General features: G+C 60.1%; 20 protein-coding genes. 11 read left to right on the top strand and 9 right to left on the bottom strand.

The window, feature by feature from the left end; genetic code table 11:
* Positions 1-54: 54 nt before the first annotated feature.
* Positions 55-555: a hypothetical protein gene (locus HMPREF2860_RS07905; protein WP_070431850.1), complete on the top strand. Its 501-nt coding sequence runs from the start codon at positions 55-57 to the stop codon at positions 553-555.
* A 29-nt stretch (positions 556-584) separates the two neighbouring features.
* Here the strand turns inward: HMPREF2860_RS07905 and HMPREF2860_RS07900 are convergent, their stop codons facing one another.
* Entirely contained in the window at positions 585-920 is a 336-nt protein-coding gene (locus tag HMPREF2860_RS07900; protein ID WP_038627166.1) for a type II toxin-antitoxin system HicB family antitoxin, read from the bottom strand.
* 394 nt (positions 921-1,314) lie between these two features.
* Here HMPREF2860_RS07900 and HMPREF2860_RS07890 point away from each other — a divergent pair, with 394 nt between their 5' ends.
* Positions 1,315-1,650: a YciI family protein gene (locus tag HMPREF2860_RS07890; protein ID WP_038627170.1), complete on the top strand. Its 336-nt coding sequence runs from the start codon at positions 1,315-1,317 to the stop codon at positions 1,648-1,650.
* 13 nt (positions 1,651-1,663) lie between these two features.
* On the opposite strand, the gene HMPREF2860_RS07885 is transcribed toward HMPREF2860_RS07890, so the two are convergent.
* On the bottom strand, positions 1,664-2,515 hold the full coding sequence (locus HMPREF2860_RS07885; protein WP_070628749.1) for an SDR family NAD(P)-dependent oxidoreductase: 852 nt from the start codon (positions 2,513-2,515) through the stop codon (positions 1,664-1,666).
* The gene (locus HMPREF2860_RS07880; RefSeq protein WP_038627174.1) at positions 2,512-3,729 is read right to left on the bottom strand and encodes a saccharopine dehydrogenase family protein; all 1,218 of its coding nucleotides are present in this window, start codon (positions 3,727-3,729) and stop codon (positions 2,512-2,514) included. Before HMPREF2860_RS07880 ends, HMPREF2860_RS07885 begins: the two co-directional genes overlap by 4 nt.
* Before the next feature lie 106 nt (positions 3,730-3,835).
* Between HMPREF2860_RS07880 and HMPREF2860_RS07875 the strand changes: the two genes are divergently transcribed.
* Complete coding sequence (locus HMPREF2860_RS07875) at positions 3,836-5,044, top strand: MFS transporter (RefSeq protein WP_049181226.1); 1,209 nt, start codon at positions 3,836-3,838, stop codon at positions 5,042-5,044.
* Positions 5,045-5,227: 183 nt separating this feature from the next.
* Entirely contained in the window at positions 5,228-6,466 is a 1,239-nt protein-coding gene (locus HMPREF2860_RS07870; RefSeq protein ID WP_239393049.1) for a Fic family protein, read from the top strand.
* Here HMPREF2860_RS07870 and HMPREF2860_RS07865 read toward each other — a convergent pair.
* The gene (locus HMPREF2860_RS07865; RefSeq protein WP_016421777.1) at positions 6,457-6,843 is read right to left on the bottom strand and encodes a Rieske (2Fe-2S) protein; all 387 of its coding nucleotides are present in this window, start codon (positions 6,841-6,843) and stop codon (positions 6,457-6,459) included. The genes HMPREF2860_RS07870 and HMPREF2860_RS07865 overlap by 10 nt on opposite strands.
* Positions 6,840-7,595: a YggS family pyridoxal phosphate-dependent enzyme gene (locus tag HMPREF2860_RS07860; protein ID WP_070628748.1), complete on the bottom strand. Its 756-nt coding sequence runs from the start codon at positions 7,593-7,595 to the stop codon at positions 6,840-6,842. The genes HMPREF2860_RS07865 and HMPREF2860_RS07860 overlap by 4 nt, the downstream gene beginning before the upstream one ends.
* An 84-nt stretch (positions 7,596-7,679) precedes the next feature.
* On the opposite strand from HMPREF2860_RS07860, the gene HMPREF2860_RS07855 reads away from it, so the two are divergent.
* Positions 7,680-8,846 (top strand): glycosyltransferase 87 family protein, encoded by a 1,167-nt coding sequence (locus HMPREF2860_RS07855; protein WP_224792251.1) that lies wholly within the window; start codon positions 7,680-7,682, stop codon positions 8,844-8,846.
* A gap of 28 nt (positions 8,847-8,874) precedes the next feature.
* On the opposite strand, the gene HMPREF2860_RS07850 is transcribed toward HMPREF2860_RS07855, so the two are convergent.
* Positions 8,875-11,292, bottom strand: coding sequence for an ATP-dependent RNA helicase (locus HMPREF2860_RS07850; protein ID WP_070628747.1), 2,418 nt, complete (start codon positions 11,290-11,292; stop codon positions 8,875-8,877).
* Between the two features lie 43 nt (positions 11,293-11,335).
* Between HMPREF2860_RS07850 and HMPREF2860_RS07845 the strand changes: the two genes are divergently transcribed.
* The 4 genes from HMPREF2860_RS07845 (at position 11,336) to HMPREF2860_RS07830 (ending at position 14,509) form a co-directional block, all read left to right on the top strand.
* Positions 11,336-12,229, top strand: coding sequence for a cation diffusion facilitator family transporter (locus HMPREF2860_RS07845; protein ID WP_016421781.1), 894 nt, complete (start codon positions 11,336-11,338; stop codon positions 12,227-12,229).
* Between the two features lie 153 nt (positions 12,230-12,382).
* The gene (locus tag HMPREF2860_RS07840; protein ID WP_070628746.1) at positions 12,383-13,330 is read left to right on the top strand and encodes an alpha/beta hydrolase family protein; all 948 of its coding nucleotides are present in this window, start codon (positions 12,383-12,385) and stop codon (positions 13,328-13,330) included.
* Positions 13,331-13,342: 12 nt separating this feature from the next.
* On the top strand, positions 13,343-13,843 hold the full coding sequence (locus tag HMPREF2860_RS07835; RefSeq protein WP_038627189.1) for a methylated-DNA--[protein]-cysteine S-methyltransferase: 501 nt from the start codon (positions 13,343-13,345) through the stop codon (positions 13,841-13,843).
* 3 nt (positions 13,844-13,846) lie between these two features.
* Positions 13,847-14,509: a nitroreductase family protein gene (locus HMPREF2860_RS07830; RefSeq protein WP_070628745.1), complete on the top strand. Its 663-nt coding sequence runs from the start codon at positions 13,847-13,849 to the stop codon at positions 14,507-14,509.
* 5 nt (positions 14,510-14,514) lie between these two features.
* Here HMPREF2860_RS07830 and HMPREF2860_RS07825 read toward each other — a convergent pair whose 3' ends face one another.
* Complete coding sequence (locus tag HMPREF2860_RS07825) at positions 14,515-16,575, bottom strand: NADPH-dependent 2,4-dienoyl-CoA reductase (RefSeq protein ID WP_070628744.1); 2,061 nt, start codon at positions 16,573-16,575, stop codon at positions 14,515-14,517.
* Positions 16,576-16,758: 183 nt separating this feature from the next.
* Between HMPREF2860_RS07825 and HMPREF2860_RS07820 the strand changes: the two genes are divergently transcribed.
* Both HMPREF2860_RS07820 and HMPREF2860_RS07815 read left to right on the top strand, forming a co-directional pair.
* A complete protein-coding gene (locus HMPREF2860_RS07820; protein ID WP_070431859.1) occupies positions 16,759-17,520 on the top strand; it encodes an SDR family oxidoreductase in 762 nt (253 codons plus the stop codon).
* Between the two features lie 24 nt (positions 17,521-17,544).
* Positions 17,545-18,276 carry an SDR family oxidoreductase gene (locus tag HMPREF2860_RS07815; RefSeq protein WP_038627199.1) on the top strand — a complete coding sequence of 244 codons (732 nt, stop codon included), beginning with the start codon at positions 17,545-17,547 and terminating at the stop codon, positions 18,274-18,276.
* Positions 18,277-18,306: 30 nt separating this feature from the next.
* On the opposite strand, the gene HMPREF2860_RS07810 is transcribed toward HMPREF2860_RS07815, so the two are convergent.
* Together HMPREF2860_RS07810 and HMPREF2860_RS07805 are read right to left on the bottom strand one after the other, a co-directional pair.
* Positions 18,307-20,004 (bottom strand): AMP-binding protein, encoded by a 1,698-nt coding sequence (locus HMPREF2860_RS07810; RefSeq protein ID WP_038627201.1) that lies wholly within the window; start codon positions 20,002-20,004, stop codon positions 18,307-18,309.
* A gap of 539 nt (positions 20,005-20,543) precedes the next feature.
* On the bottom strand, positions 20,544-21,401 hold the full coding sequence (locus HMPREF2860_RS07805) for an HNH endonuclease family protein (RefSeq protein ID WP_053088409.1): 858 nt from the start codon (positions 21,399-21,401) through the stop codon (positions 20,544-20,546).
* Between the last annotated feature and the right edge of the window lie 309 nt (positions 21,402-21,710).

Raw genomic sequence — 21,710 nt, 5'->3', positions numbered from 1 at the left:
CCCTGTACCTAACGGCGTAGTAAGACCCACAGAAACACTCAGAAGGGTAAACGCATGACGAAGTACTGGGATCACAACGGCAGTATCTACAAAGACGACGGCCAGGAAGATTGGTGCGTTTATAACCCGTCTTTGCGTGATTGGGAGCGCACCCCGCGTGCTAAGGAAGCCTACGACAAGGCAGGCCAAGCCCCGTTCGACCCCATCACCGAGCAGCAGGCACTCGTCGATATTGCAGAGCAGCAGGAACGCTACAACAAAAAGATTCAGGACAAAATCAAGGATCTGCGCGCGAAAATGAAGGCTGTCGGTGCGCAGGCCAGACAGGCTGCTGAACAGCTGTACCCAACCTTTGCCGAGCAATCTGCCGCATACCGCGAGGGCGCGCAGGCCTACAACGAGGGCAAATCTTGGCGCGATAACCCGCATGCCCCCGAGTCAGGTCTAGCCGCCCCGTGGCGCATGGGGTTCAATACCCGCAAGCAGCAGGTAGCGGAGATCAGGGCACAGCGAGCCGCCACTGCGAAACAGGAATTGGCGAAAGAACAAAACTAGGCCCTGCCCGCAAAACGCCCGATCAAAACCTATGCAGCGCCTGCGAGTGTCTGCGCTACGTAAGTATTGAGCGAGACTCCTTCGCGGGCAGCTGCCATTGCCAGTTTCCGGTGCAGTGAACTGGGGATTCGGACGTTGAATCGCCCCGAGTAGGAACGGTGACCGAAGGGCTCTGGGACTGCTTCATCGGAGGCTTCCATATCCATAAGAACCTCAGTAACGAGGTCTCGAAGTTTTTGTTCCGCTTCCGACGAGTTTTCAGCTACCCACGACAGTGAAGGAAACTCCAGTACCGTCGCCACATATTCTTGATCAGGTTCTGACCAGAAGACCTGGTAGGTGTACTTTTCAGCAGGATAAGACATTGTTATTTTCCTTCGAGTAGAAGTTTGTCGACGGCGGCTAGTACTTGATTGACCTGGTAGGGCTTAGCTTTCCCATTTCGGTTTTGAATGTTGACTCGAGGGTCGCCGCGCCACGGTGTTTTGTATGTTTCATGATCGCCCCCGCGCGAAGGGCGTCGTTCGAAGTAAAAGTCGCAGACCTTCTTCAGATCTTGGTAAGAAACGTTGGCGTTTGAAGCGCGCATAGATGTAAGAATTTTTTCTATTTTGTCCCCCACATCTTTGATAGTACCACCTGTAGTACCACTCCGGTCAAAGGGTAACCAGCGACCAAAGCCAAAATTCCCCAAAAATTCCCCAATGCCAACCCCATCCAATCTGGTACACTTAGCAAAACGAAACTCAGGAGCTTGGTGTGCAGTACTTTTTCACGGTCCATGGCCGCAGAGATATCAACGCGTATGACTCTGATGAGGAAATGCACGCTGCCTTTGAACGAATCGGACGCTTCAATCAGAAGCTGCAGGACGAAGGCCACTGGGTTATGTCCGGCGGGCTGGTTCCGCCAGAGGATGCCATGACGGTGCTGCCGGATGGTTCACATAGCGATTTGCCGTATTACAACGCGATGACGTTCCCGTCGGCTTTTTGGATTGTCCAAGTCGCAGATGAGCAAGAGGCCATCAACCTAGCCCACGAAGCCGCGGAGGCGTGTGCGCAGGCCGTCGAGATGCGCGCTATCGCTGAATAGCACGCCGATTAACTCACCGCAGCCCGTGCACCCGGCGCATGATGGTCAACATCGCTTGCGTCGGGATCCGCCGCATGAAGGGCACCGCCACGCTTGCCGACGACCCCCGCGCCACCAGGGCCAAGGGTCGTTCGGCGGCCACCTCGCGCATCACTACCTCCGCAATCTCGGAAGCGGGAATGCCCCCTTCCTCGTTGGCATTCAACTTCGTCAGCATGCGGTGGACATCAGCAGCGTAAACGGAACCCTCATCGCTATATGTCGTCCGACGTGCAGAAATACCGGTGTTTATGGCACCCGGCTCGACAACGGTCACGCCGATACCGAACTGCGCGACTTCACCCCGCAACGAAAGCCCAAAGCCGCGGATAGCGGCCTTGGTCGCCACATAGGAAGAACGATAGGACAGCGGTAACCCGCCGAGCATCGAACCAACCAGCACAATTCGGCCACGACCAGCCTCACGCATGCCGGGCAGCAGCTGCTGTAACAGCTCCACCTGCCCCAGAACATTGACCTGGAAGAGACGCTCAAGCGCCTCGCGGGGTAGCTCCTCGAAAGCGCCCGACTGGCTCTCACCGGCGTTGGCGACGACGACGTCGTAAGGCCCGTGAGCGACCACGGCGGCGATATCGTCAGCGCTGGACATGTCGAGCGCCACCATCTGCACTCCCTCGGGGTGTGGCGCATCGGCGCCTCTGCGGGACGTGCCAACGACCTCGAAACCGGCCTTGACCAGCGCCTCCGCGCATGCCCAGCCGATGCCGGAGGAAGCGCCGGTCACTAACGCACGGCCACCACCTACACTCGGCAGCTTCGGTCCGTGGGTGAGATTCACAAAAGCACCGGTCAGGCCACCAATCATCGAGCCTGCACCGTCTCAATGGTCATGCCGCCAGCGCGGAGACGGCGGGACAGGGCGTCGCCAAGCGCGACAGTAGGAGTGAGCACGCCAGTGGTGTCCGGCAGATCGTCGTGGACGAGCGCGAGGGCGGCGCTGGAAATCATAATCGCGGTGCCTGTGTACCCTGGGTCTTCCTCAAGGGACACCTTGGAACGCCAGTGAATGCCGGAGGTATCGACGGTGTAGGCCTCGATGGTGAAGCGGCCTTCGGCCTGTGCTTCAGCGCTCGGGCCCTCGCCCGGCTTCGGTAGTTTTTTATCAATGAGCTTGGCCGTCGGCCCAAATGCCATCGCCGCCAGCGCCAACCTGCAGACAGCTGCGAAAGCATTCGCGCGCACGAAAGCCCTCGGACCGCGGCCGACATTGAGTAGTTCGCGGTAGCGGAAGGAATCACCGTAATCCGCCAGCATCGCTGAGCGCTGAACAATGCGGGTGTTGAAAGGCGACATGAAGAAGGGGGCTCGCCAGTGGCTGCGGAAGCGCGCCGGGCGCAGGTCGACGCCGAACTTACCCTGGTCGGGTCCCGGCTCAGCCAGCGCGTACTGATCGGCGATGATGCGACGCAGCTTGGGATCCTTCTTGGCCTGTTCAAGCTGAACGCGGACCGAATCGATAGTGCCGCCGGAGACGCCACCCTTGACGTGCTTGAACAGCAGGGTTGTCTCACCGAGCTTGGTGTGAGCTGCTTCGTGGAGCTCGCGGACAGCGACGTCGGAGGGAATTGAGTCGAAGCCACAGGAGTGAACAATTTTAGCTCCGGTCTGCTGCGCCACCTCGTGGTTGTTTGCAATGGAGTCGTGGACGAACAGCACCTCGCCACACAGGTCGACGTAGTGAGTACCGGCCTTGGCACACTCGGCCACCAGGGTGCGGCCGTACTTTGCGTACGGTCCAACAAGGGTCAACACCACCTTTGTGCTGGCAGCAAGCTGTGCCACCGCCTGCTGGTCGGCGGCATCCGCAACAATGACCGGCCAGTCCGATACGCCTGCGTTCTCCGCGACGTCGGCAAGCTTCTGAGCATTCCTACCTGCGAGCGCCACCTTTGTCTGACCGGCGTGTTTAGCCAGATAGTCCACAATCAAGCGGCCCACGAAACCCGTGGCACCGTAGACGACAATGTCGTACTCGCGGTCGTGATTGCGACCCTGTGGCTGTGCGGAAGAAGTAGTCATGCCTACGAAACTAATAAAACGAAAGCGATACCGCGGGCGAATTAAAAAGGTTTTTTGGTTTGGTGTATTCAGCGAGGGGTTTGGAGGGAGGGCTAACGTAGGACAAGTGACTAGCGCTAACGAAAACCCCGAACAGATCGAAGGACTGCGGCCAGAAGATCCCGGATTCCGCCGCGCGCTTATCGCTGTGCTTTTCGCCGGCCTGGCATCGTTCCAAGCGCTCTACGCAACGCAGGCGCTACTGCCCACGCTTTCCGACGAGCTATCGGTCGACCCAGCCACCGCCGCACTGACGGTATCCGCCACCACCGGTGGTCTGGCCTGTGCGATTATCCCGGTGTCCATATTGTCCGAACGCTTTGGACGCAGGCGCGTGATCGTCATCAGCGCATTTGTGGCAACGCTGCTGGGGCTCGTGGTGTCAATCGCGCCGGGCATCGGTTCGATGATTGCGCTGCGCCTGCTGCAGGGCATTGTCATTGCCGGTGTTCCCGCAGTGGCTATGGCCTATGTCAGTGAGGAAGTCCACGCCGACCACGTCAGTCGCGTGATGGGGCTGTATATCTCGGGCACGACGGTCGGTGGTCTGCTCGGCCGTATTATTCCGTCCATTGTGCTGGAGTTCGCCTCTTGGCGGATGGCGATTGCGGTCTCAGCGACGGTGGCGTTTGTTTTCGCCATTCTGACCTGGTACTTCCTGCCGCAACAGCGTAGGTTCCAGCCGAAGCAGCTGTCGTTTGCAGGGGAGGGGCAGGCCATAGCGCGGCACTTGCGCGACCCGCGCATTCTCGCGCTGTGCGCCCTGGCGTTCCTGTTTATGGGGTCGTTTGTCTCTCTGTACAACTACCTGGGCTTCCGACTGGGCGATAAGTTCGGGCTCTCCCCGGCACTGGCAGGGTTCGTATTTATTCTCTACCTGTCGGGCACGTGGTCGTCGGCACGCGCGGGCGTGTGGGCGAAGACGGTGAGCCGCCGTCGCCTCATCGCCATTGCGACTCTGGCCGCGTGCGTGGGCTTGGGGCTGGCGCTGCTGCCGTGGCTGCCCACATTGGTTGTGGGCGTGCTTGTATTCACGGCATCGTTCTTCGTGGCGCACTCGCTGTCCTCGTCCGGCGTGGGGCTGGTGGCGCAGCGCGACCGCGCCGAGGCGTCATCGATGTACCTGTTCAGCTACTATGCGGGTTCGTCCATTGTCGGTTGGGTATCCGGGATGGTGTTCAGCCGCTTTGAGTGGGCAGGGCTGATTCCGTGGCTGGTGGCGCTGTCCTTCGTCGCGGGCGCGTGTGCTGTGGCGGGGCTGAAGCCGCGGCGGTAGGGGCAATATCGGCAACATAGCGCATTTAGGCACCGCGTAAAGAACCCTTAATGTAAAAAACAGTGATTTTTTACATTAAGGGTTAGTTTTTAGGGCACTATATGTAAAAAGCATCATGTAAAGAACGCCGGGGAAAGAAGGGAGCTCGCCGTGAAGCACTATCCGCTTAAGAGGATCTTCCACATGTCCGCACATGATGCGGAACAGACATTGGAAGGCGAATACCAGTCACGCAAAGACTCCCCGTCGACGATTCAGTGGCACTTTCCGCTGGGGCAGTGGCCGCTCTTTTGCTGCATTACAAGCGATCTCGCGGCCAAGATTGAAAAGATTCTGTCTCTAGAGCTACAGATCTCACAGTTGTGGAATCGCCTGCCGGATGCCGCGCGGACTCACTATCTTTTCAATCTGCTCCTGACCGAGGTGGTAGCCACCAATGAAATTGAGGGAATTCACTCCACACGGCGAGAAGTCGCGGAGGCGTTGGACAACACTTCGGGAACCCAGCACAAGCGCTTCCATGAATTCAGTCAGCTCTATTTCCGGTTGGCCAACGATGAGCGGATTGAGTTTCCGACAACGCTCACAGAAATCCGTCAGCAGTACGATCAGCTTCTCGGCGATGAGATTGCCGCCGAAGATGAGTTAGACGGTGAACTCTTCAGGGCAGCAACGGTCACGATTACCGATGGGCAACAACAGGTTCATCGAGGTGTTGAAAGCGAAGCTGCCATTCACCAACTCCTCAATGAGTTCCTGGCAACGGTGAATTCCGCAGAGGACAATCGGCTGATTCGAATCTTGGCAAGCCATTTCATGTTCGAATTCGTTCACCCGTTTTATGACGGCAACGGCCGGATGGGACGTTTTCTACTGTCCGTGGCTTTGCGGGAGGCACTCTCGACCTCAACTGCGCTGACTATTTCCCGCCAACTCGCTGAGGATAAAGCGAAGTATTACAAGGCTTTTACCACTACGGAAGACCCAATGAACCGGGGAGAAGTCACTTTCTTCGTCGAGGCGATGGCTGATGTCATTCTGAATGCACAGCAGTATTTGCTGGAAGAGCTGCAGATGAAGTCTTACCAGTGCGAAAGGCTTGAACAGCGGATAGCTGAGCTATCTAACTCGCCCGAGCGGGTGCTGCCTGTGTCGCTTACAGGAAACGAGATTGGCACGCTATACGTCCTGGCACAGGTTCGGTTGTTCGGGCCCGAATATGGAATCAAGCTCGAACACGTCGCTGACACCGTCGGCAAGGAAAAGCGGACAGCGCGAAAGTATCTCGCCGAGTTAGAGGCGGCAGGATTGGCAATGCCCACGAGCCGCCGCCCGCTGCGATTCCAGCTGGCACCGGCGGGACTAGATCTCTTAGGCCTTGAACCCGCCGACCATGAATCTGCTTCCGGAATCTACTTCTGACCCACAATCAGCTCAGTGCCATCGGCCGACAGCGGAGCCTGGCCAGCGGGCTTACGTGAGGGGCCAGAAACAACCTGACCAGTAGCAATATCAAAGTGGGAGTTGTGGTTCGGGCAAATCATCACACCATTGCTGACCTCAGTGATGCGACCATTCTGGTGCGGGCACGAACTGGAGAAAGCGGCGAACTTGCCCTCCTCCGGCTGCGTGACGACGTAATTGCCGATAACCACACCGCCGCCAACCGGAATGTCGGCAGCGTCAACTTTCTCCACCGCAGACTTTGGTGCACAAGCGGCTACGAGTGCGCCAGCTGCAGTGGCGGCAGTTCCCAGGAGGAAACGACGACGGGAGCACGGGGAGACATCAGAACTCATGGCACTGAGATTACCTTCATTTGATTACCTTTATTTTTATACGAGCGTTCACCGAAGATAGCGCGTCCCACACGCACGGTGGTCGCTCCCTCGGCGATGGCTTCGCGGTAGTCGCCGGACATACCCATCGACAGTTCGTCGAGGCTGACGCCCTCCGGCAAATCCCCGAGCAGACTGTCGCGCAGATCGCGCAGCTCCGCGAAGGTCTCGCGGACATTCGGGTCATTCTGGGCCGCGATGGTCATAAACCCGCGCAGGCGCAGGTTCGGGTACTCGCCATCGGGGCCGAACATGCGGACAAACTCCGCTGCGTGGCTCGGCGCCAGGCCCGACTTCTGCGGCTCGCGGGAGACATTGACCTGAATCAGCACATCAAGTGTGCGCTCGGAATCAGCCAAGTGGCGCTGCAGCGCTCCGGCCACCTTCGGTCGGTCCAGCGCCTGAAACTCATCAGCACAGCTGACTAAATGGCCTGCCTTATTCGTCTGCAGTGGACCAATGATGGCCATATGTGGTGCTTTCTCGCCGAAGGCCTCCCGGAATACCTCCGCCTTGGCCACCGCTTCCTGGACGCGGTTTTCCGCCAGGCCAGCGCAGCCGGCTGCCGCGAGCTCCGGCCAGGATTCCACCAGGGCGTCGACAGGCACAGTCTTGCTGACGGGCAGCAGACGGACCTCGGAGGGCTGACGCCCGGCTCGTCGGCAAGCGTCGTCGATCTCGGAGCGAACCTTGCGATAGTTTTCCACGAACATACCTCCCACTCTAAGGCCTGAGTAGGAAGAACTGTGCGGTAGTGTCGAATCATGCTCATGGACAGACTCTCGACGCTTTCCGTCATGCAGAGACGGATCTTGGCAATTGTATTTGGGCTGGTGTCGCTGGTCGTTGTCATCGACTTCATCTATCTTGCGGCAACTGCCTACATGATGGACCTCGAGGTCTTCCAAGACGCCGGCTGGGCGCTACGACGAGACCAGGATCTCTACTCCCCAGAGTTTCCCACCAGATCGGGTTTCCGCTTCATCTACCCACCGTTTGCAGCGCTGCTGTTTTACCCGCTGACCTGGGCGGGGCCGGTTACCCTGCAAATCATCTGGACGTTCGCCACGCTGGCGGCGGTGTGGGCGATGCTGTGGATGGTCTTCACTCGTCTCGGCTCTGAGTGTCCGAAGCTGATGGCTACCTGCCTGCTCGGGGTGGTGATGCTGCTCGACCCGCTGCGCGCTAACGTGCTCTTCGGGCAGATCAACGTCTTCCTCGCGCTGCTGGTGGTCTCCGATGTGTTGGGCTTTTTGCCCAAGAAGCTACGTGGATTGGGCGTGGGTATCGCGGCGGGTATCAAGATCACCCCTGCGGCATATGCGCTGGTGTTCCTCATGCGCCGTGACTTTGCGGCCGTGGCCAAGAGCTTCTGCTGGTTCCTGGTGACCGTCGCCATTGGTTTCGCCGTGCGCTTTAAAGAGTCGATTTACTTCTGGACCGATGAGTTCTTCGCCGGCAACCGCGGTGGCGCCCCGGCTTACGAGGCCAACCAGGCGTTCAGTGGTCTGCTCGCCCGCGCCGGGGTGGAGGGCACTGCGCTCGATATTGGCATCTACGGTTTCTTCCTCTTTGGCGCCATCGCTGCCGCTTTCGTGGCGTGGGTCTACCATCGCGATGGCTATGAGGTCGCAGCCCTCGGTTTCGTCGCGCTGGCGGTCAGCTTTGCTGGACCGTACGCGGTCAGCCACCACTGGTCGATTGTCATGGTCTTTGTGCCGCTGGTGCTCTTCGTCCGCGAGATCGGGAACATCGTTGTCGGCACCTTGTTCATGATCGCCCATTGGTGGGCGCCGTACAAGGTCTTCGTGGGCAACGACTTCGGCCATGCTGCGGGCGTGGGGCAGTGGTTCTACGGCAACATGCAGGGAATCATGGGCGGCGTGCTCTTCTTCACCTGCCTGGGCTACGCAATCTACCTCTGGTACAAACCCAGTCGCGTGCGGGCGCAGGCAGCTGCTTAACGACGAGCCTGCTTAACGACGAGCCTGCTTAACGACGGCGCTTCGTTCTCGCAGTAGCCTGCTCCTCCCACGGGTTCTCCGGCCACGGATGCTTGGGGTAACGGCCCCGCATCTCGGAGCGAACCTGTGCGTAGGCGCCATTCCAGAAACTTTCCAAGTCTCCAGTGACCGCGAGTGGTCGCTGAGCCGGTGACAGTAAGTGCATTGTCACCGGCTTTTCCAATACCTGCGGGGTCTCCGCCAGGCCAAAGCACTCCTGCAACTTCACAGCCAGGACAATCTGCGCCTCTTCGTCGGTGGGGTCCTCCGGGTACTCCAGGCGAATCTTAGAACCGGATGGGACCTCCAGGCGTTCGGGCACCAGCCGGTCGAAGTCCGTGGCCTCCGGCCAGGGCAGCAGGCGGCGGAGGTGCTCGGCATCCAAAGTCGGAGGGGTCGGGCGGTCCAGCTCGCCAGCGAAGAGGAGCTCGGCCTGGGCCGCAAGCCCTGCGGGGGAGACATCCGGCCATGGGGCACCGCGATGAGTGTGGAGAAAGGCCATGCGGCGGCGGAGCTGTTCGGTGTCGCGGTCGAGGTTGGGGCTGGCGTCGGCAAGCGTGCCGGCAAGCCAGGTGGAGTTGGCGGCAATGCACTGCTCGGGCGTCGGGGAGACCTGGCGGGAGGACAGCTCGATGGCGCCGAGCAGGTCGCGCTCACGGGCGCGAACGCGGCCCTGTTCGACGCGCGCCGTGGTCTCTGTGCGGGCGAGGTGGCCGGCGGTGAGCATGGCAATTTCCAGGTCGATCGCCTCGCCGTCGCGGATTAGCGCGCCGCCGTGGGAGAGCCGCGAGATGTCGGCGGCCGCGATCCACTCGTGGCCGTGCAAGTCAGAACCGCGGGCGAGTTCCGCTGCGGTGCCGCCGGTGAAGAGGTATTCGTCGGAGTTCGCACTGCGCCGTCGCCCGATGAAATCCGGCCAGGCCAGGGCCGTGACCAGCGCGGGGATGTCCGAGGACAGCAGGTTGGCGGGGGCTTCAGTATCCAGCTCAATGCGGCGCACCTGCTTGGCCAAGCCGCGGGCATCGGTGAGTTTCTCCACCGCGCGTGCGACCGCGCCGGCGTGCTCCGGCATCATGGCCGTGGCGGTCAGCAGCGCGCGTCCCATGCGTGGATGCACCGGCAGGGTAGCCAGGGTGCGTCCGAGCTCCGTGATGTCACCGGCCTCATCAACAGCACCCAGGCCAGCGAGAATGCGGTTTGCAGCCTCCGTGTGGTGGGGTGGTGGGGCGTCGAGAAGCTTGAGTCCCTGCATCCCTGGCGTGCCCCACGCGGCGGCGTCGAGGAGCGCTTGGGTCAGGTCGGCGACCTCGATTTCCGGCGCGGGCCAGGCGGGAAAGGACGCGAACTCCGACTGAGAGACGCAGCGCACCACGATGCCCGGGCCCTCACGTCCCGCACGGCCCGCGCGCTGGTTCGCGGAGGACTGCGCACACGAGCTGGTGACCAGGCCGGAGAAGCCACGCGCGATGTCGAGTCGCGGCCCGCGCGTGAGGCAGGCGTCGACAACGGCGCGCACGCCCGGCACGGTCACGGATGATTCCGCAATCGCGGTGGACACAATCACGCGCCTACCGTCCGCTTGTCGACGGAACACGCGGTCCTGCTCTTCGGAGCTCTGCTGGCCATGCAGCGTTAGCACTGTCGCATCTGAGGCGTCGGCGATATAGCCTGCGCAGCGTTCCACCTCGCGGATCCCGGGGAGGAAAACCAGCACATCACCGGCGGCTTCCTCCACCAGTGTCCTGGTCTGCGCTGCCACGTGCTGCAGGAAATCGTCGGTCACACCGCGCGCATCCAGCCGCTGTGGGAAGGGCGAGTAGCGAATATCCAGCGGGTGGATTGCCGCCTCCGCCGCCACAATGGGAGCCGGGGTGGAGCCACCGAGCAAGGCCGCGAACTTCGGTGCGTCCACCGTCGCAGACATAGCGACAAGGCGCAGGTCATCGCGGATATCCCGCAAGTCGCGCACCATCGCCAACACCAGGTCGGTGTCCAAGCCGCGCTCGTGCACCTCGTCGATGAGCACCGCGCTGGCATCCACGTCGCCGTCGCGCAGCAGTCGACGCAGCAGCACACCGGGAGTGACAAACTCCACGCGGGTGGCGTGGGAAACTTTGGCGTCGCCACGCACCGAGTAACCAACTTCCCCACCGAGCTTCGTGCCCGACAGTTGGGCCAACCGCCGCGCCGCCGAGCGCACCGCCACGCGCCGGGGAGCCGTGACTACAATGCGTCCGCCTAGGGTGTTGGCCACCGCCGGTGGAACCAAAGTGGTCTTGCCGGTACCCGGTGGGGCCTGGACTACTACGTCGTGGTCGCGCACGGCGTCGGCAAGCGAGGCGAGCTGCGACGCGAACGGCAGGCCTGCAGAAATGTTCTGCAAATTGAACTGGAAATCGGTGCTCATAGAACTGGTAGTAACTCCGGACAGGCGGGTAAAGTGCCCGCATATGCAGGACTTATCTCGTTTTGGTTGGCTTTCAGTGGGGGCGGCGGTCGTCACCATCGCGCTGAAGTTTTGGGGCTACACTCTAACCGGATCGGTGGGCCTGCTTTCCGACGCGACGGAGTCGATTGTCAATCTGGTTGCGGCAGTTGTCGCAATTATTGTGCTCAAGGTTATCGCGCGGCCCGCGGACCGCGACCATGAGTTCGGCCATTCCAAGGCAGAGTACTTCTCGGCCGGGCTGGAAGGTGCCATGATCTTTGTGGCGGCGGCGGCGATTATTTATGTCTCTATCGAGCGTTTGGTGCACCCGCAGCCGATTGAGCAGATCGGCCTGGGCCTCATCGTGACCGTGATTGCCTCGGTGGTTAATGGTGCGGTGGCGCTGATTCTGCTTAGGGCCGGGCGTCAGCATAACTCCCTGGCGCTGACCGCCGACGGCAAGCATCTTATGACCGATGTGTGGACCTCCGCCGGTGTTCTGGCGGGTGTGGCTCTGGTGTGGATTACTGGCCTGTGGTGGCTCGACCCGATTATCGCGCTGGCGGTGGCCGTAAACATCCTGGTCACCGGTTTCAAGCTGCTGCGCGATTCCGGTAACGGCCTGATGGACAAGGCCATGGAGGGCGAGGACCGCGTGGCGGTGGACGAGATTTTGGCCTCGCACCGCAATCGGAGTCGGGGCATTGACGTTCACGAGATTCGCACTCGTGTGTCGGGGCATCAGCAGTTCATTGAGTTCCATGTGCTGGTGCCGGGCGCGTGGAGCGTCGAGCGCGGCCACGATGTGCTCACTGCGATGGAGGATGAGCTGCGGGAGCGCTTCCCGGGTGTGCATATTTCCTCGCATCTGGAGCCGATCGAGGACGAACGCGCCTATGGGGATGTGCAGTTGTAACGCGCGTGAGGCAGCTCGTTAGAGGCTAAAAGAACGCGCAGTACCCAAAGTGAGCCAAATTCCACGAAAGCGCTGAAAGTGATGAGCCTTACACTTTAAGATTGTGTATACAAAATCATGCACTTGTTAAGTCCACTCGAAGGAACTGCATAAATGACCTCCGAAGCCTCAACCACTTCCACTGGAATTAGCCGTTTTTCCGCGAAGAGCCCGAAGTTGCCGGAGCCGTGCCCTCGGCAGGACATCATTATCCCGGCTAATGACCGCGTCCTGCTGCGCGGAACCATGTTCCGCCCGAAGGAGAACCCAGAGAACATTCCCAACGGCATCATCACCGTTCACTCCGGTACCGGTGTGCCGCAGGGTTTCTACCACCGTTTCGCTGAGACCGTGGCAGAAAAGGGCTACGGCGTTATCACCTATGACTACCGCGGAATTGGCCAGTCCGCTCTGAAGACTGACCAGAACAATGAAGACATCCGGATGTCGGACTGGATTACCAAGGATATTCCGGGTGTGATCGAGTGGGCCAAGGAGACCTACCCGGACGTGCCGCACTTCGCTGTCGGCCACGCGGTTGGTGGTCACGGCATCGCCTACGCCGGCTCCGAGGGCACCTATGACGCAGCAGCACTGGTCAACTGCCGCGGTATGCGTATTTCCAAGGTGCCGTCCGTGGCGGGCAAGGTCCGCGCATTCTTCATCTTTAACATTCTGGGCCCGATAAGCGGTTTCATTACTGGCCACATTCCGGCGTCGGCGTGGCGTCTGGCTATTGAGCCGCCGAACGGTGTCATGCGTCAGTGGGCGCGCTGGGCTCGCAAGGAAGGCTACTTCTTCGACGATTCCGAGTTTGACTTCGCTAATCGCTTCTCCAAGGCTCCGCAGCCGTTCCTGTCCATCCGCGTTCCGGATGATTACTGGACTGAGGAGTCCTCGGCAGACCTGATTACCAATGTGATGAGCTCTGCTGAAAAGATTGAAAAGCGTCAGGCTCAGCCGGCTGGCGGCAAGGGTGTGGGGTACGGTGGTTACTTCCGCTCCGGTCACGAGAAGGAGTGGGACGAGCTGCTGGACTGGTTCCAGACCAACAAGGACTAAGTAGGAGGTTTCATGGTGATTGCCAAGGTGGAAACGCCCTTCGGTGCGCTTGGAATCGCCACCTCCGCTCGCGGGGTCGTCGAAGTCAATCTCTTAGGTCCCGTGCTTGACGACGACCCCAGCGCCGCCGACCCCGAAGCGCAGGCGGTGGCGGAACTGGCGGCGCAGCAGTTCCGCGAGTATTTTGCCGGGCAGCGCCGTGAGTTTGCGCTGCCGCTGGACTGCGACGTATTCACGCAGGATTCTTTCCGCGCTCGTGCTCTGACCGCACTGCGCGATGTGCCGTATGGCCAGGTTGTGACCTATGGCGAGCTTGCCGAGATGGCCGGCTCACCCCGTGCCGCCAGGGCTGCCGGGTCGGCCTGTGCCACCAATCCGCTGGGTATTCTGATTCCCTGTCACCGCGTGGTGCCCGCCAGTGGGGGAGCGGGATCTTTCGGTGCCTATGCCGGTGGCCGCGAAATGAAGCGCTGGCTACTCGAACTCGAAGGTTGGCCACCCGCTAATCTCTAATGCATGACTTCACATTCTCCGCGCGACCAGTTCGCCACCGAATTTGAGAACATCGTCCGCAACCGTCGTGCCACACGCGTCTATGCGGACGAACCTCTTGACGACGCTGACGTGCGCCGCCTCCTGGAGCTATCTTTGGAAGCTCCCAGCGCCTTTAACATTCAGTCCCGCGCGATTGTGCGTATCGAGGACCCTGAGGTGCGTCAGAAGGTAGTGGAAGCTGCCGGTGGTCAGAAGCAGGTTGCCAATGCGCCGCTGCTACTCGCTTTCATTGGTGAGCCGACTGGCTGGAAGCGCGGTATTCCGCGCCTGGTTGAGACCAACAAGGCCACTGGCCTGTGGGACGAAGTTGCCGCCGCTGAGCGGGAGGCCTCGATGACCTCCTTCCACGAGGCCCGCGAGAAAAAGGGTCTCTCCCGCGAGTTCGCAATCCGCGACGCCATGATTGCCGCTTCTTTCGCTATGGTCACTGCCAGCGCCTTTGGTTGGGCTAGCTCCCCGATGACGGGCTTTAGTGAGCAGAAGGTCAAGGAAGCTATCGGTGCCGGTGACACCGATGTGGCGGTAGCGCTGTTGCTGGCCATCGGTGTCCCGGGTGAGTTCCCGGCTCACCCGGGCCGTTTCGAGTTCGAGCAGCGCGCCTACACCGACCGCTACGAGGGGTAGCGGCCCTACAGCGCGAGCGCTACTTCGACGGCCTGGCGGATGGCACGCTTTGCGTCCAGTTCAGCGGCCACGTCTGCGCCACCGATGATGGTGACATTGGAGTTATCGCCGGTGACGCTTTCGCGATCCTTGTCGCCCAGGCAGTCCAGATTGGATACCTGGCCAGTACAGACAATCACGTTGTCAACTGCGATGACCTGTGACTTTTCATCGATGGTGATGTGTAGACCCTCGTCATCGATACGGTTGTAGGTGACGCCGGTGTACTGCTTGACACCGGCCTTCTTAATCTCCGCACGGTGAACCCAACCAGTGGTCTTGCCCAGGCCCTTGCCGATGCGGGAGGTCTTGCGCTGCAGCAGGTGCACCTCGCGCTCGACCTCAAACTCCTCAGCCGCGCCGGAGACCGTGCCCGGCTTGGTCAGACCCGCGCGGAACTCCGCTGGGTCACCGACGCCCCAGGCGTCCTTCCAGGCCTCGATGGTCTGGTTCGGCTTGCGCGTGAGGTACTCACACACGTCCACACCGATACCACCAGCACCGATGACGGCCACCTTGTTACCGGCCTGCTTCGCACCCGAGAGCAGCTCGTCGTAGCGAATGACCTTCTCGTGGTCGATACCGTCAATGCCCGGGATTCGTGGGGTGACACCCGTGGCCACAATCACGTGGTCAAACTTGGTCTTGAGCTCGTCGACGTCGGCACGCGTGTTCAGGTGAACCGGAACTTCGAGCACCTCCAGGCGACGTGAGAAGTACTTCAGCGTCTCGCCGTAGTCCTCCTTGCCCGGAATCTGTGCGGCGAGGTTGAACTGGCCACCAATCTGATCGGCGGCCTCGAAAATCTCCGGCTGGTGACCGCGCTGAGCTGCGGCTTCCGCGAAAGCGAGTCCAGCCACACCAGCGCCGATGACGGCGACGCGCTTGGCCTTGTCCTTCGCAACCGGCACGGATACCAGCTCGGTTTCGTAAGCCGCCTTCGGGTTGACCAAACAGGTGGAGCGCTTGGCCGCGAAGGTGTGGTCCAGGCAGGCCTGGTTACAGGCGATACAGGTGTTGATCTGGTCAGCTCGACCATCGCCCGCCTTGATGGCAAAGTCCGGGTCAGCCAGCAGTGGGCGGGCCATGGAAATCAGGTCCGCATTGCCGTCAGCGAGGATCTTCTCCGCAACCTCAGGGCGGTTGATTCGGTTGGAGGCTGCGATCGGGACGTCGACAAGCGAACGGAGACGACCAGTCAGATCCGTGAATGCGGCGCGCGGCACGGACGTAACGATGGTGGGGACGCGTGCTTCGTGCCAGCCGATGCCGGTGTTGAAGACATCGACGCCAGCCTCGACCAGACGCTGCGCGAGTTCAGTGGTCTCGGACCAGGTCTGGCCGTCTTCCACCAGGTCAAGCAGCGAAATGCGGTACTGAAGCAGGAAGTCCTCGCCCACTTCGGCGCGAATGCGGCGAACAATTTCGATGGGCAGACGCATGCGAGCCTCGGCGCTGCCGCCCCAGTTGTCCGAGCGGTGGTTAGTGCGCTCGGCCAGGAATTGGTTGAGCAGGTAACCCTCGGAGCCCATAACCTCAATGCCGTCGTAACCAGCGCGTTTCGCGAGCTTCGCGGCGCGAACATAAGCGCCAATGGTGCGTGAGACATCAAAGCCGGTGAGGCGATGAGCCTTAAACGGGCTAATCGGTGACTGACCGGTATTGGCGGAGCGAGCCAGCGGGCTGTAGCTGTAACGACCGGCGTGCAGCACCTGCAGCACGATGTGGCTGCCGTGGGAGTGCACGAGGTCAGTAACGCGGCGGTGATTGTCCGCCATGCGCTTCGACGCCATCATCGAACCGGCCGGAGTCAGCCAACCCTCGATGTTGGGAGCATAACCGCCGGTGACGATGAGTCCCACGCCACCTTCGGCACGCCGACCCAGATAGGCAGCCAGCTTGGGGATATCACGGGTGCGATCTTCCAGACCGGAGTGCATTGAACCCATGATGATGCGATTGCGCAGAGTTAGAGGACCGACGTCGAGAGGGGAGAGAAGATGTGAGAAGTGAGGCTGGTCAGACATGCAACCAGTATCGCGGTTTTAACGGCTGTGCATGCGGTGAATCGGAAAAATTTTTGCACAGTTTTATATACGTTTCACGTGGAACATCAGGTGTAAAGCACACGCAGTCTTCGGCGGAGGAAGGTGTCCTATGACTACAGTCGGGGATATCAGTAGACGCATGTAGCAAGGAGTTGAGCCCTCATGACCTCTGAAACTTCAACTAATGGCAGGAAAGTAGCTGTAGTTACCGGTGCTTCTTCCGGTATTGGTGCAGCCACTGCCAAGCAGTTCGCAGCTGAAGGTTTTCGCGTTGTGTTGGGAGCCCGCCGCGAGGACAAGCTCGAGGCTGTCGCGGAGGAGATCCGCGCTGCCGGTGGTGAAGCGACAGTCTACAAGGTTGACGTCACCTCTGACGACGATGTGGCGGCGCTGGCTAAGGCTGAACCGCGTGTCGACGTGCTGGTAAACAACGCCGGTGGTGCCTGGGGCATGGAGTCGGTTGAAGGCGCTGTCGAGGAAAAATGGCGTTGGATGTACGACGTCAACGTGCTGGGCACCCTGCGCGTCACCCGCGCACTGCTGCCCGCACTGAAGACCACCAGCGGCATTGTGCTCACCGTCGGCTCGATTGCCGGTCGCCAGGTCTACACCGGCGGTGCCGGCTACAACGCCGCCAAGCACGCTGAGCGCGCCCTGGTGGAAGTCCTGCGTCAAGAGGTTGCTGTCGATGGCGTGCGCGTCACCGAAATCGATCCGGGGCGCGTCCACACCGACTTCTCACTCGTGCGTTTCGACGGCGACGAGACCAAGGCCGCAGCGGTCTACGACGGCGTTGAGTCGCTGACCGCCGATGATGTTGCCGACATCATTGTGTTCGCGGCCACCCGCCCGAATCGCGTCAACATCGACTTCCTGCAGGTGACCCCCATCGACCAGGTGGGCGGCGCGAAGCCGAAGAAGTAAACCGACTACATAGAGGAGCCGTATATGAGCATCGATATTGCCGCTGATACCAAGATTGCCCTGGTCACGGGCGCAAGCCGTGGTATTGGCCTGGCGGTCGCTAAGGATCTCTCCCGTGATCACCACGTCATTGTGGGCGCTACCAGTGCTGAGTCTGCTGAGAAGGTGGCGTCGCAGTTGCCGTCGGCAAGCGTATTCGTTGCTGATCTGGGTGATGCCGACGCCGTAAACGCGGAAGTGGCAAAGCTGTTGGAGGCGCTCGGTGGGCGCGGGCTGGATGTGCTCGTGCACTCGGCGGGTGTGTACGTCGATGGGGACGTGGCGGAGGTTTCGCGTGCGGACTGGTCGCGGATCATGGACATCAACGTCGTCGCCGTCGCCGACCTGACCCGCCAGCTGCTGCCGGCGCTGCGCAAGGCGGAGGGCACGCTGGTGACCATCAACTCGGGCTCGGGATTCCGCGCTTCAGCTGGTACTTCGCCGTATGCGGCGTCGAAGTTCGCGCTACGGGCCTTCACCGATGCGCTGCGCGAGGAAGAGCGTGGCGCGGTACGAGTCAGCTCCGTGCACCCCGGGCGCGTCGATACCGATATGCAGGTTCAGCTGCAGTCGAATTGGCACCGCGATGATGCGGATTGGCGTTACGACGGCACGAAGTTCATGCGGCCTGAATCGATCGCAGCCGCAGTACGTCTGGCCGTTGATACCGGAGCGGATGCCAACGTGGATGAAATCCAGGTGCGCCCGCGCGGATAGCCGGTGGGCACACTTTCGTGTACAGGCTTCTTACTGAGCGTCCAGGTTCAGGCGCTCGTGCATTGCCTTGACTTCGCGCGGGACAACCTTGCCGATGGCGTTGCGCGGCAGGGAGTCGACGAAGAAGACGCGGTCCGGAGTGGAGTGCTCGGCCAGAGTTTCGCGGACGTACTCGCGCAGCATGTCCTCGGTGAGGTTCTTGCCGGCCTCATTGTCCTCGCGGACAACGTAGAGGAACAGGTCAGCGAAAATCTCGTCGTTTTCGTTGCTGCCGTGGCAGAAGACGTCGGCGATGCCCGGCACCGGGCCGAGAATTTCTTCGACCTCGCGTGGGAAGACGTTCTCGCCGCCCTTGATCACCATGTCGTCGGAGCGACCACAGATGTACAGGTAGCCGTCCTGGTCGATACGGCCGAGGTCACCGATCTGGAACAGGCCATCGACGGTGGTGAACTTGTCCTTCTTGTTCAGGTAACCGATGAAGGAGAGCTCCTGAGCGGTGTGGATCATGCCAACCTCACCCGGCTCGACTTCCTTGCCGTCGTCACCCAGGATGCGAACCTTGGCGCCAATTGCCGGTCGACCTGCGGAGTCCGGGCGAGCTGCGAGGTCCGCGCCGGATGCGATGGAGCACAGGCCGGCCTCGGTGGAGCCGTAGAAGTTACAGATAACCGGACCGAAGCGGTGAGTCAGCGCGGAGACGAGCCAGCCCGGGATGGCGTTACCAGAGGAGACGATGAAGCGGAACGGTCCAATCTTGCGGTTCGGCTCCTCATCCAGAACGTCCTTAATCTGGCGCAGGAAGAAGGCCGCGGAAATCATGCCGTTACAGCCGTACTGCTCACACTGGTCAACAGCCTTCTTCGGGTCGAAGACACGCATGGTGACAATGGTGGAGCCGGTAGCCATGCCAATCAGCACATTTGCCCAGCCCCAGGCGTGGAACATGGATGCGGACTGGTGAATGACCATGTTGCGGCGCCACGGAATACGCTCGGCGATTGCACCCACAGTTGCCGGTGTCTTCGGCTCATTGCGCAGGACACCCTTCGGGATGCCGGTCGTGCCGGAGGACATGATGATGATGCGTCCCTGCTCCGGCTTCGGATCTAACTTGGCGTTCGATGTACGACCTTCTTCAATGAGGTCTTCCATGAACAGGAAGTTCTTGCCTGCGTTCTTGCGGGTCTCCGGCTTGGTCACGGAGGTAATAACGACGGTGACATCGTCGAGGTCTTCCGGCAGATTGCCCAGGAACTCGTCATCGACGAACAGGAACTTGGCCTTATTCTGGTCAACGACGCCGCGGATCTGAGTCGGGCCAGAGCCGATATTCATCAGCATAATTTCGGAGCCGATGAATCCCTTGATGGCCATCGGCAGGATGATGCCGCGGCCGTTACGTGCGATAACGCCGAAGCTGGACTTCTGGGTCATGCCACGGTCTATCAAGGCGCGAGCCAGGGCGTGAGAGTTGTCGAGCAGCTGAGAATAGGTGAGTTCACCGTCATCGTCGACAAGGGCGAGGCGATCCGGGTAGCGCAGCGCACTCATGGAAATAAGGCTGGCGACGGAGAACTTCAAGCGACGCAGGTAATCGAGGATCTTCGGCGCCGTCTTCGGAGTCATGTACAGGGCGCCGGTACGCAGGAGTGGTGGAATCGACTGGGCAAAAGCCTTGATTTGGAGCCCAAGTGGTACTTCCGGAGCCTTCATTTCAGCTGCCATGGGTGAGAATCCTCCAAGATGATGGACAAGCGACTAATAGCGCCAAGCGACTCTCCAGTCACATTGACACCATCAACCACGATAGTGCGATTTTGTAACAACCAGACTTTAACAAACCTGTGCCGCGTCAAAAAGTAGTTTCGAAGAAGAAACGTGAAAGATGTGCAAGTAGTGTGCACAGTGCTTTACGACGGATACCTTTTCGCGAACGGACTCGAGGATACAGTGTTATCAAACGGTTATAAACCGATGGAAAGTGGCAAACGTAACGAAATGATAACACTGTGGTAACGATATCAATTCCGATATTGACCTATATAACTCTATGAACCCAGGGGTTTTCGGTTGGTTTGTTTGAGGGGAGTGGGCCGTGAGTGAATGGCGGTCGCCCCCAGAAATTAGGGGCTAGGATTCTTCAGAAAAACAGAAACGTTCGCGACTAGGAGGGGCGGGGGTTGCGAGCGCGTAGCTAAATAGGTGACATATTCGCCGGCTTGAGCCTAGAAGTGTGGTGTCGGTGTGTGTCGGAAACGGTTGCCCTAATTCAGGGTTAGAGCGGCAAGCGCGGGCTCATCCTCTGGTGTGCAGGTGGAGAGCCAATGGTCGATGGCATCGGACTCCGCCTGCGTGACCCACAGGTTGTATTTCTGTTTTACCGCCACCTGGCGAGCGACATACTGGCAGCGAAATGGTTTGTTGGCGGGTACCCAGGATGCGGCATCGCTATCTCGCTTTTGCTGATTAGCGGGACCATCGACGGCCAAGAGGTTGAGGGGGTCATTGGCAAAGTCCTGCCGAACCTCAGGTGAGAGCTGCTGTGCTCCCTTTTGCCAGGCGTCGCTCAAGGCCACAACATGGTCGATTTGCACGGCGGAAGAGGTGTCGCGGCCGCGCTGAAACTCAATCATCGTGCCAGTGTAGGGATCCAGTAGTTGCCCCGAAAGTACGACGCAATCGCGGGTATTTGGTTTGTACTCCTTATTAATAAGGTCACGATTCAAAATGTCGTTCCGTGTGTCACATCCGTTGTGGCCAAACTCGGCAGAGATGTCATCGCTCCAACGTTGCCCGAATTCGTCGCGCGCATAGCCGGTTTTCGGTGCGCGCCCTTTTATCTCCAGCTGGTTGAGGGCGCTACGGATGCCGTCGATAGGCGATGTGCCGGGCGCTGGGGTGCCGGGGGAGTCTGGGGTGTGGGGCGCTTCAGGAATCTCGGGCGCGGGTTCCGCTGGCTCGGGCGTAAAAGCGGGTGCCGGGGCCGGGCTATGCGACTGGCTCTCTGGAGTGGGGTCTATGGGATCCGTGCAGCCGCTGAGGATTGTCGCTGCGCCGATAAGGAGGGCGAGGCCCTGTAATGGCGAGCGGAAACGACGGTTGGCGAGCATGGAGCTAACCATAGCGGTAGGAGGGGATTGGGTATGGAGGGGGTTTGCTAAAGAATCGAACAACTGTGCGTGGATAGTGGGGGTGGTAGCTCGATTAGGGGGTTATGAGATTAAAACGGGTAGTAAAAGCCCGGTTTTATTCGGGCTGGCAGGCTGGTCTAGCCCCTTCGGGGGTGGGCAAATACAGTTAATTCCCTAAATACGTATTGCAATACGCCTAGATGAAAGTGCATTGTTAAAACAGTTGGAAATATAGATAACCCGTGTCCCCCAATTGGCACATTGCACCTATAAGGGGAAAACAGCCATGACAGCTAAGAC

It is taken from the genome of Corynebacterium sp. HMSC064E10 (assembly GCF_001812505.1).
Taxonomy (GTDB): domain Bacteria; phylum Actinomycetota; class Actinomycetes; order Mycobacteriales; family Mycobacteriaceae; genus Corynebacterium; species Corynebacterium amycolatum.
Note: the sequence above shows the minus strand (reverse complement) of the source record. Positions and strands in the feature narration are given on the sequence as shown.

Excerpts from the sequence above, each read along its gene's own strand:
- HMPREF2860_RS07905 (WP_070431850.1), top strand. The coding sequence starts at position 55 with ATGACGAAGTACTGGGATCACAACGGCAGTATCTACAAAGACGACGGC.
- HMPREF2860_RS07900 (WP_038627166.1), bottom strand. The coding sequence starts at position 920 with ATGTCTTATCCTGCTGAAAAGTACACCTACCAGGTCTTCTGGTCAGAA.
- HMPREF2860_RS07885 (WP_070628749.1), bottom strand. The coding sequence starts at position 2,515 with ATGATTGGTGGCCTGACCGGTGCTTTTGTGAATCTCACCCACGGACCG.
- HMPREF2860_RS07880 (WP_038627174.1), bottom strand. The coding sequence starts at position 3,729 with ATGACTACTTCTTCCGCACAGCCACAGGGTCGCAATCACGACCGCGAG.
- HMPREF2860_RS07870 (WP_239393049.1), top strand. The coding sequence starts at position 5,228 with ATGTCCGCACATGATGCGGAACAGACATTGGAAGGCGAATACCAGTCA.
- HMPREF2860_RS07865 (WP_016421777.1), bottom strand. The coding sequence starts at position 6,843 with ATGAGTTCTGATGTCTCCCCGTGCTCCCGTCGTCGTTTCCTCCTGGGA.
- HMPREF2860_RS07860 (WP_070628748.1), bottom strand. The coding sequence starts at position 7,595 with ATGTTCGTGGAAAACTATCGCAAGGTTCGCTCCGAGATCGACGACGCT.
- HMPREF2860_RS07855 (WP_224792251.1), top strand. The coding sequence starts at position 7,680 with ATGCAGAGACGGATCTTGGCAATTGTATTTGGGCTGGTGTCGCTGGTC.
- HMPREF2860_RS07850 (WP_070628747.1), bottom strand. The coding sequence starts at position 11,292 with ATGAGCACCGATTTCCAGTTCAATTTGCAGAACATTTCTGCAGGCCTG.
- HMPREF2860_RS07845 (WP_016421781.1), top strand. The coding sequence starts at position 11,336 with ATGCAGGACTTATCTCGTTTTGGTTGGCTTTCAGTGGGGGCGGCGGTC.
- HMPREF2860_RS07840 (WP_070628746.1), top strand. The coding sequence starts at position 12,383 with ATGACCTCCGAAGCCTCAACCACTTCCACTGGAATTAGCCGTTTTTCC.
- HMPREF2860_RS07835 (WP_038627189.1), top strand. The coding sequence starts at position 13,343 with ATGGTGATTGCCAAGGTGGAAACGCCCTTCGGTGCGCTTGGAATCGCC.
- HMPREF2860_RS07830 (WP_070628745.1), top strand. The coding sequence starts at position 13,847 with ATGACTTCACATTCTCCGCGCGACCAGTTCGCCACCGAATTTGAGAAC.
- HMPREF2860_RS07825 (WP_070628744.1), bottom strand. The coding sequence starts at position 16,575 with ATGTCTGACCAGCCTCACTTCTCACATCTTCTCTCCCCTCTCGACGTC.
- HMPREF2860_RS07820 (WP_070431859.1), top strand. The coding sequence starts at position 16,759 with ATGACCTCTGAAACTTCAACTAATGGCAGGAAAGTAGCTGTAGTTACC.
- HMPREF2860_RS07815 (WP_038627199.1), top strand. The coding sequence starts at position 17,545 with ATGAGCATCGATATTGCCGCTGATACCAAGATTGCCCTGGTCACGGGC.
- HMPREF2860_RS07810 (WP_038627201.1), bottom strand. The coding sequence starts at position 20,004 with ATGGCAGCTGAAATGAAGGCTCCGGAAGTACCACTTGGGCTCCAAATC.
- HMPREF2860_RS07805 (WP_053088409.1), bottom strand. The coding sequence starts at position 21,401 with ATGGTTAGCTCCATGCTCGCCAACCGTCGTTTCCGCTCGCCATTACAG.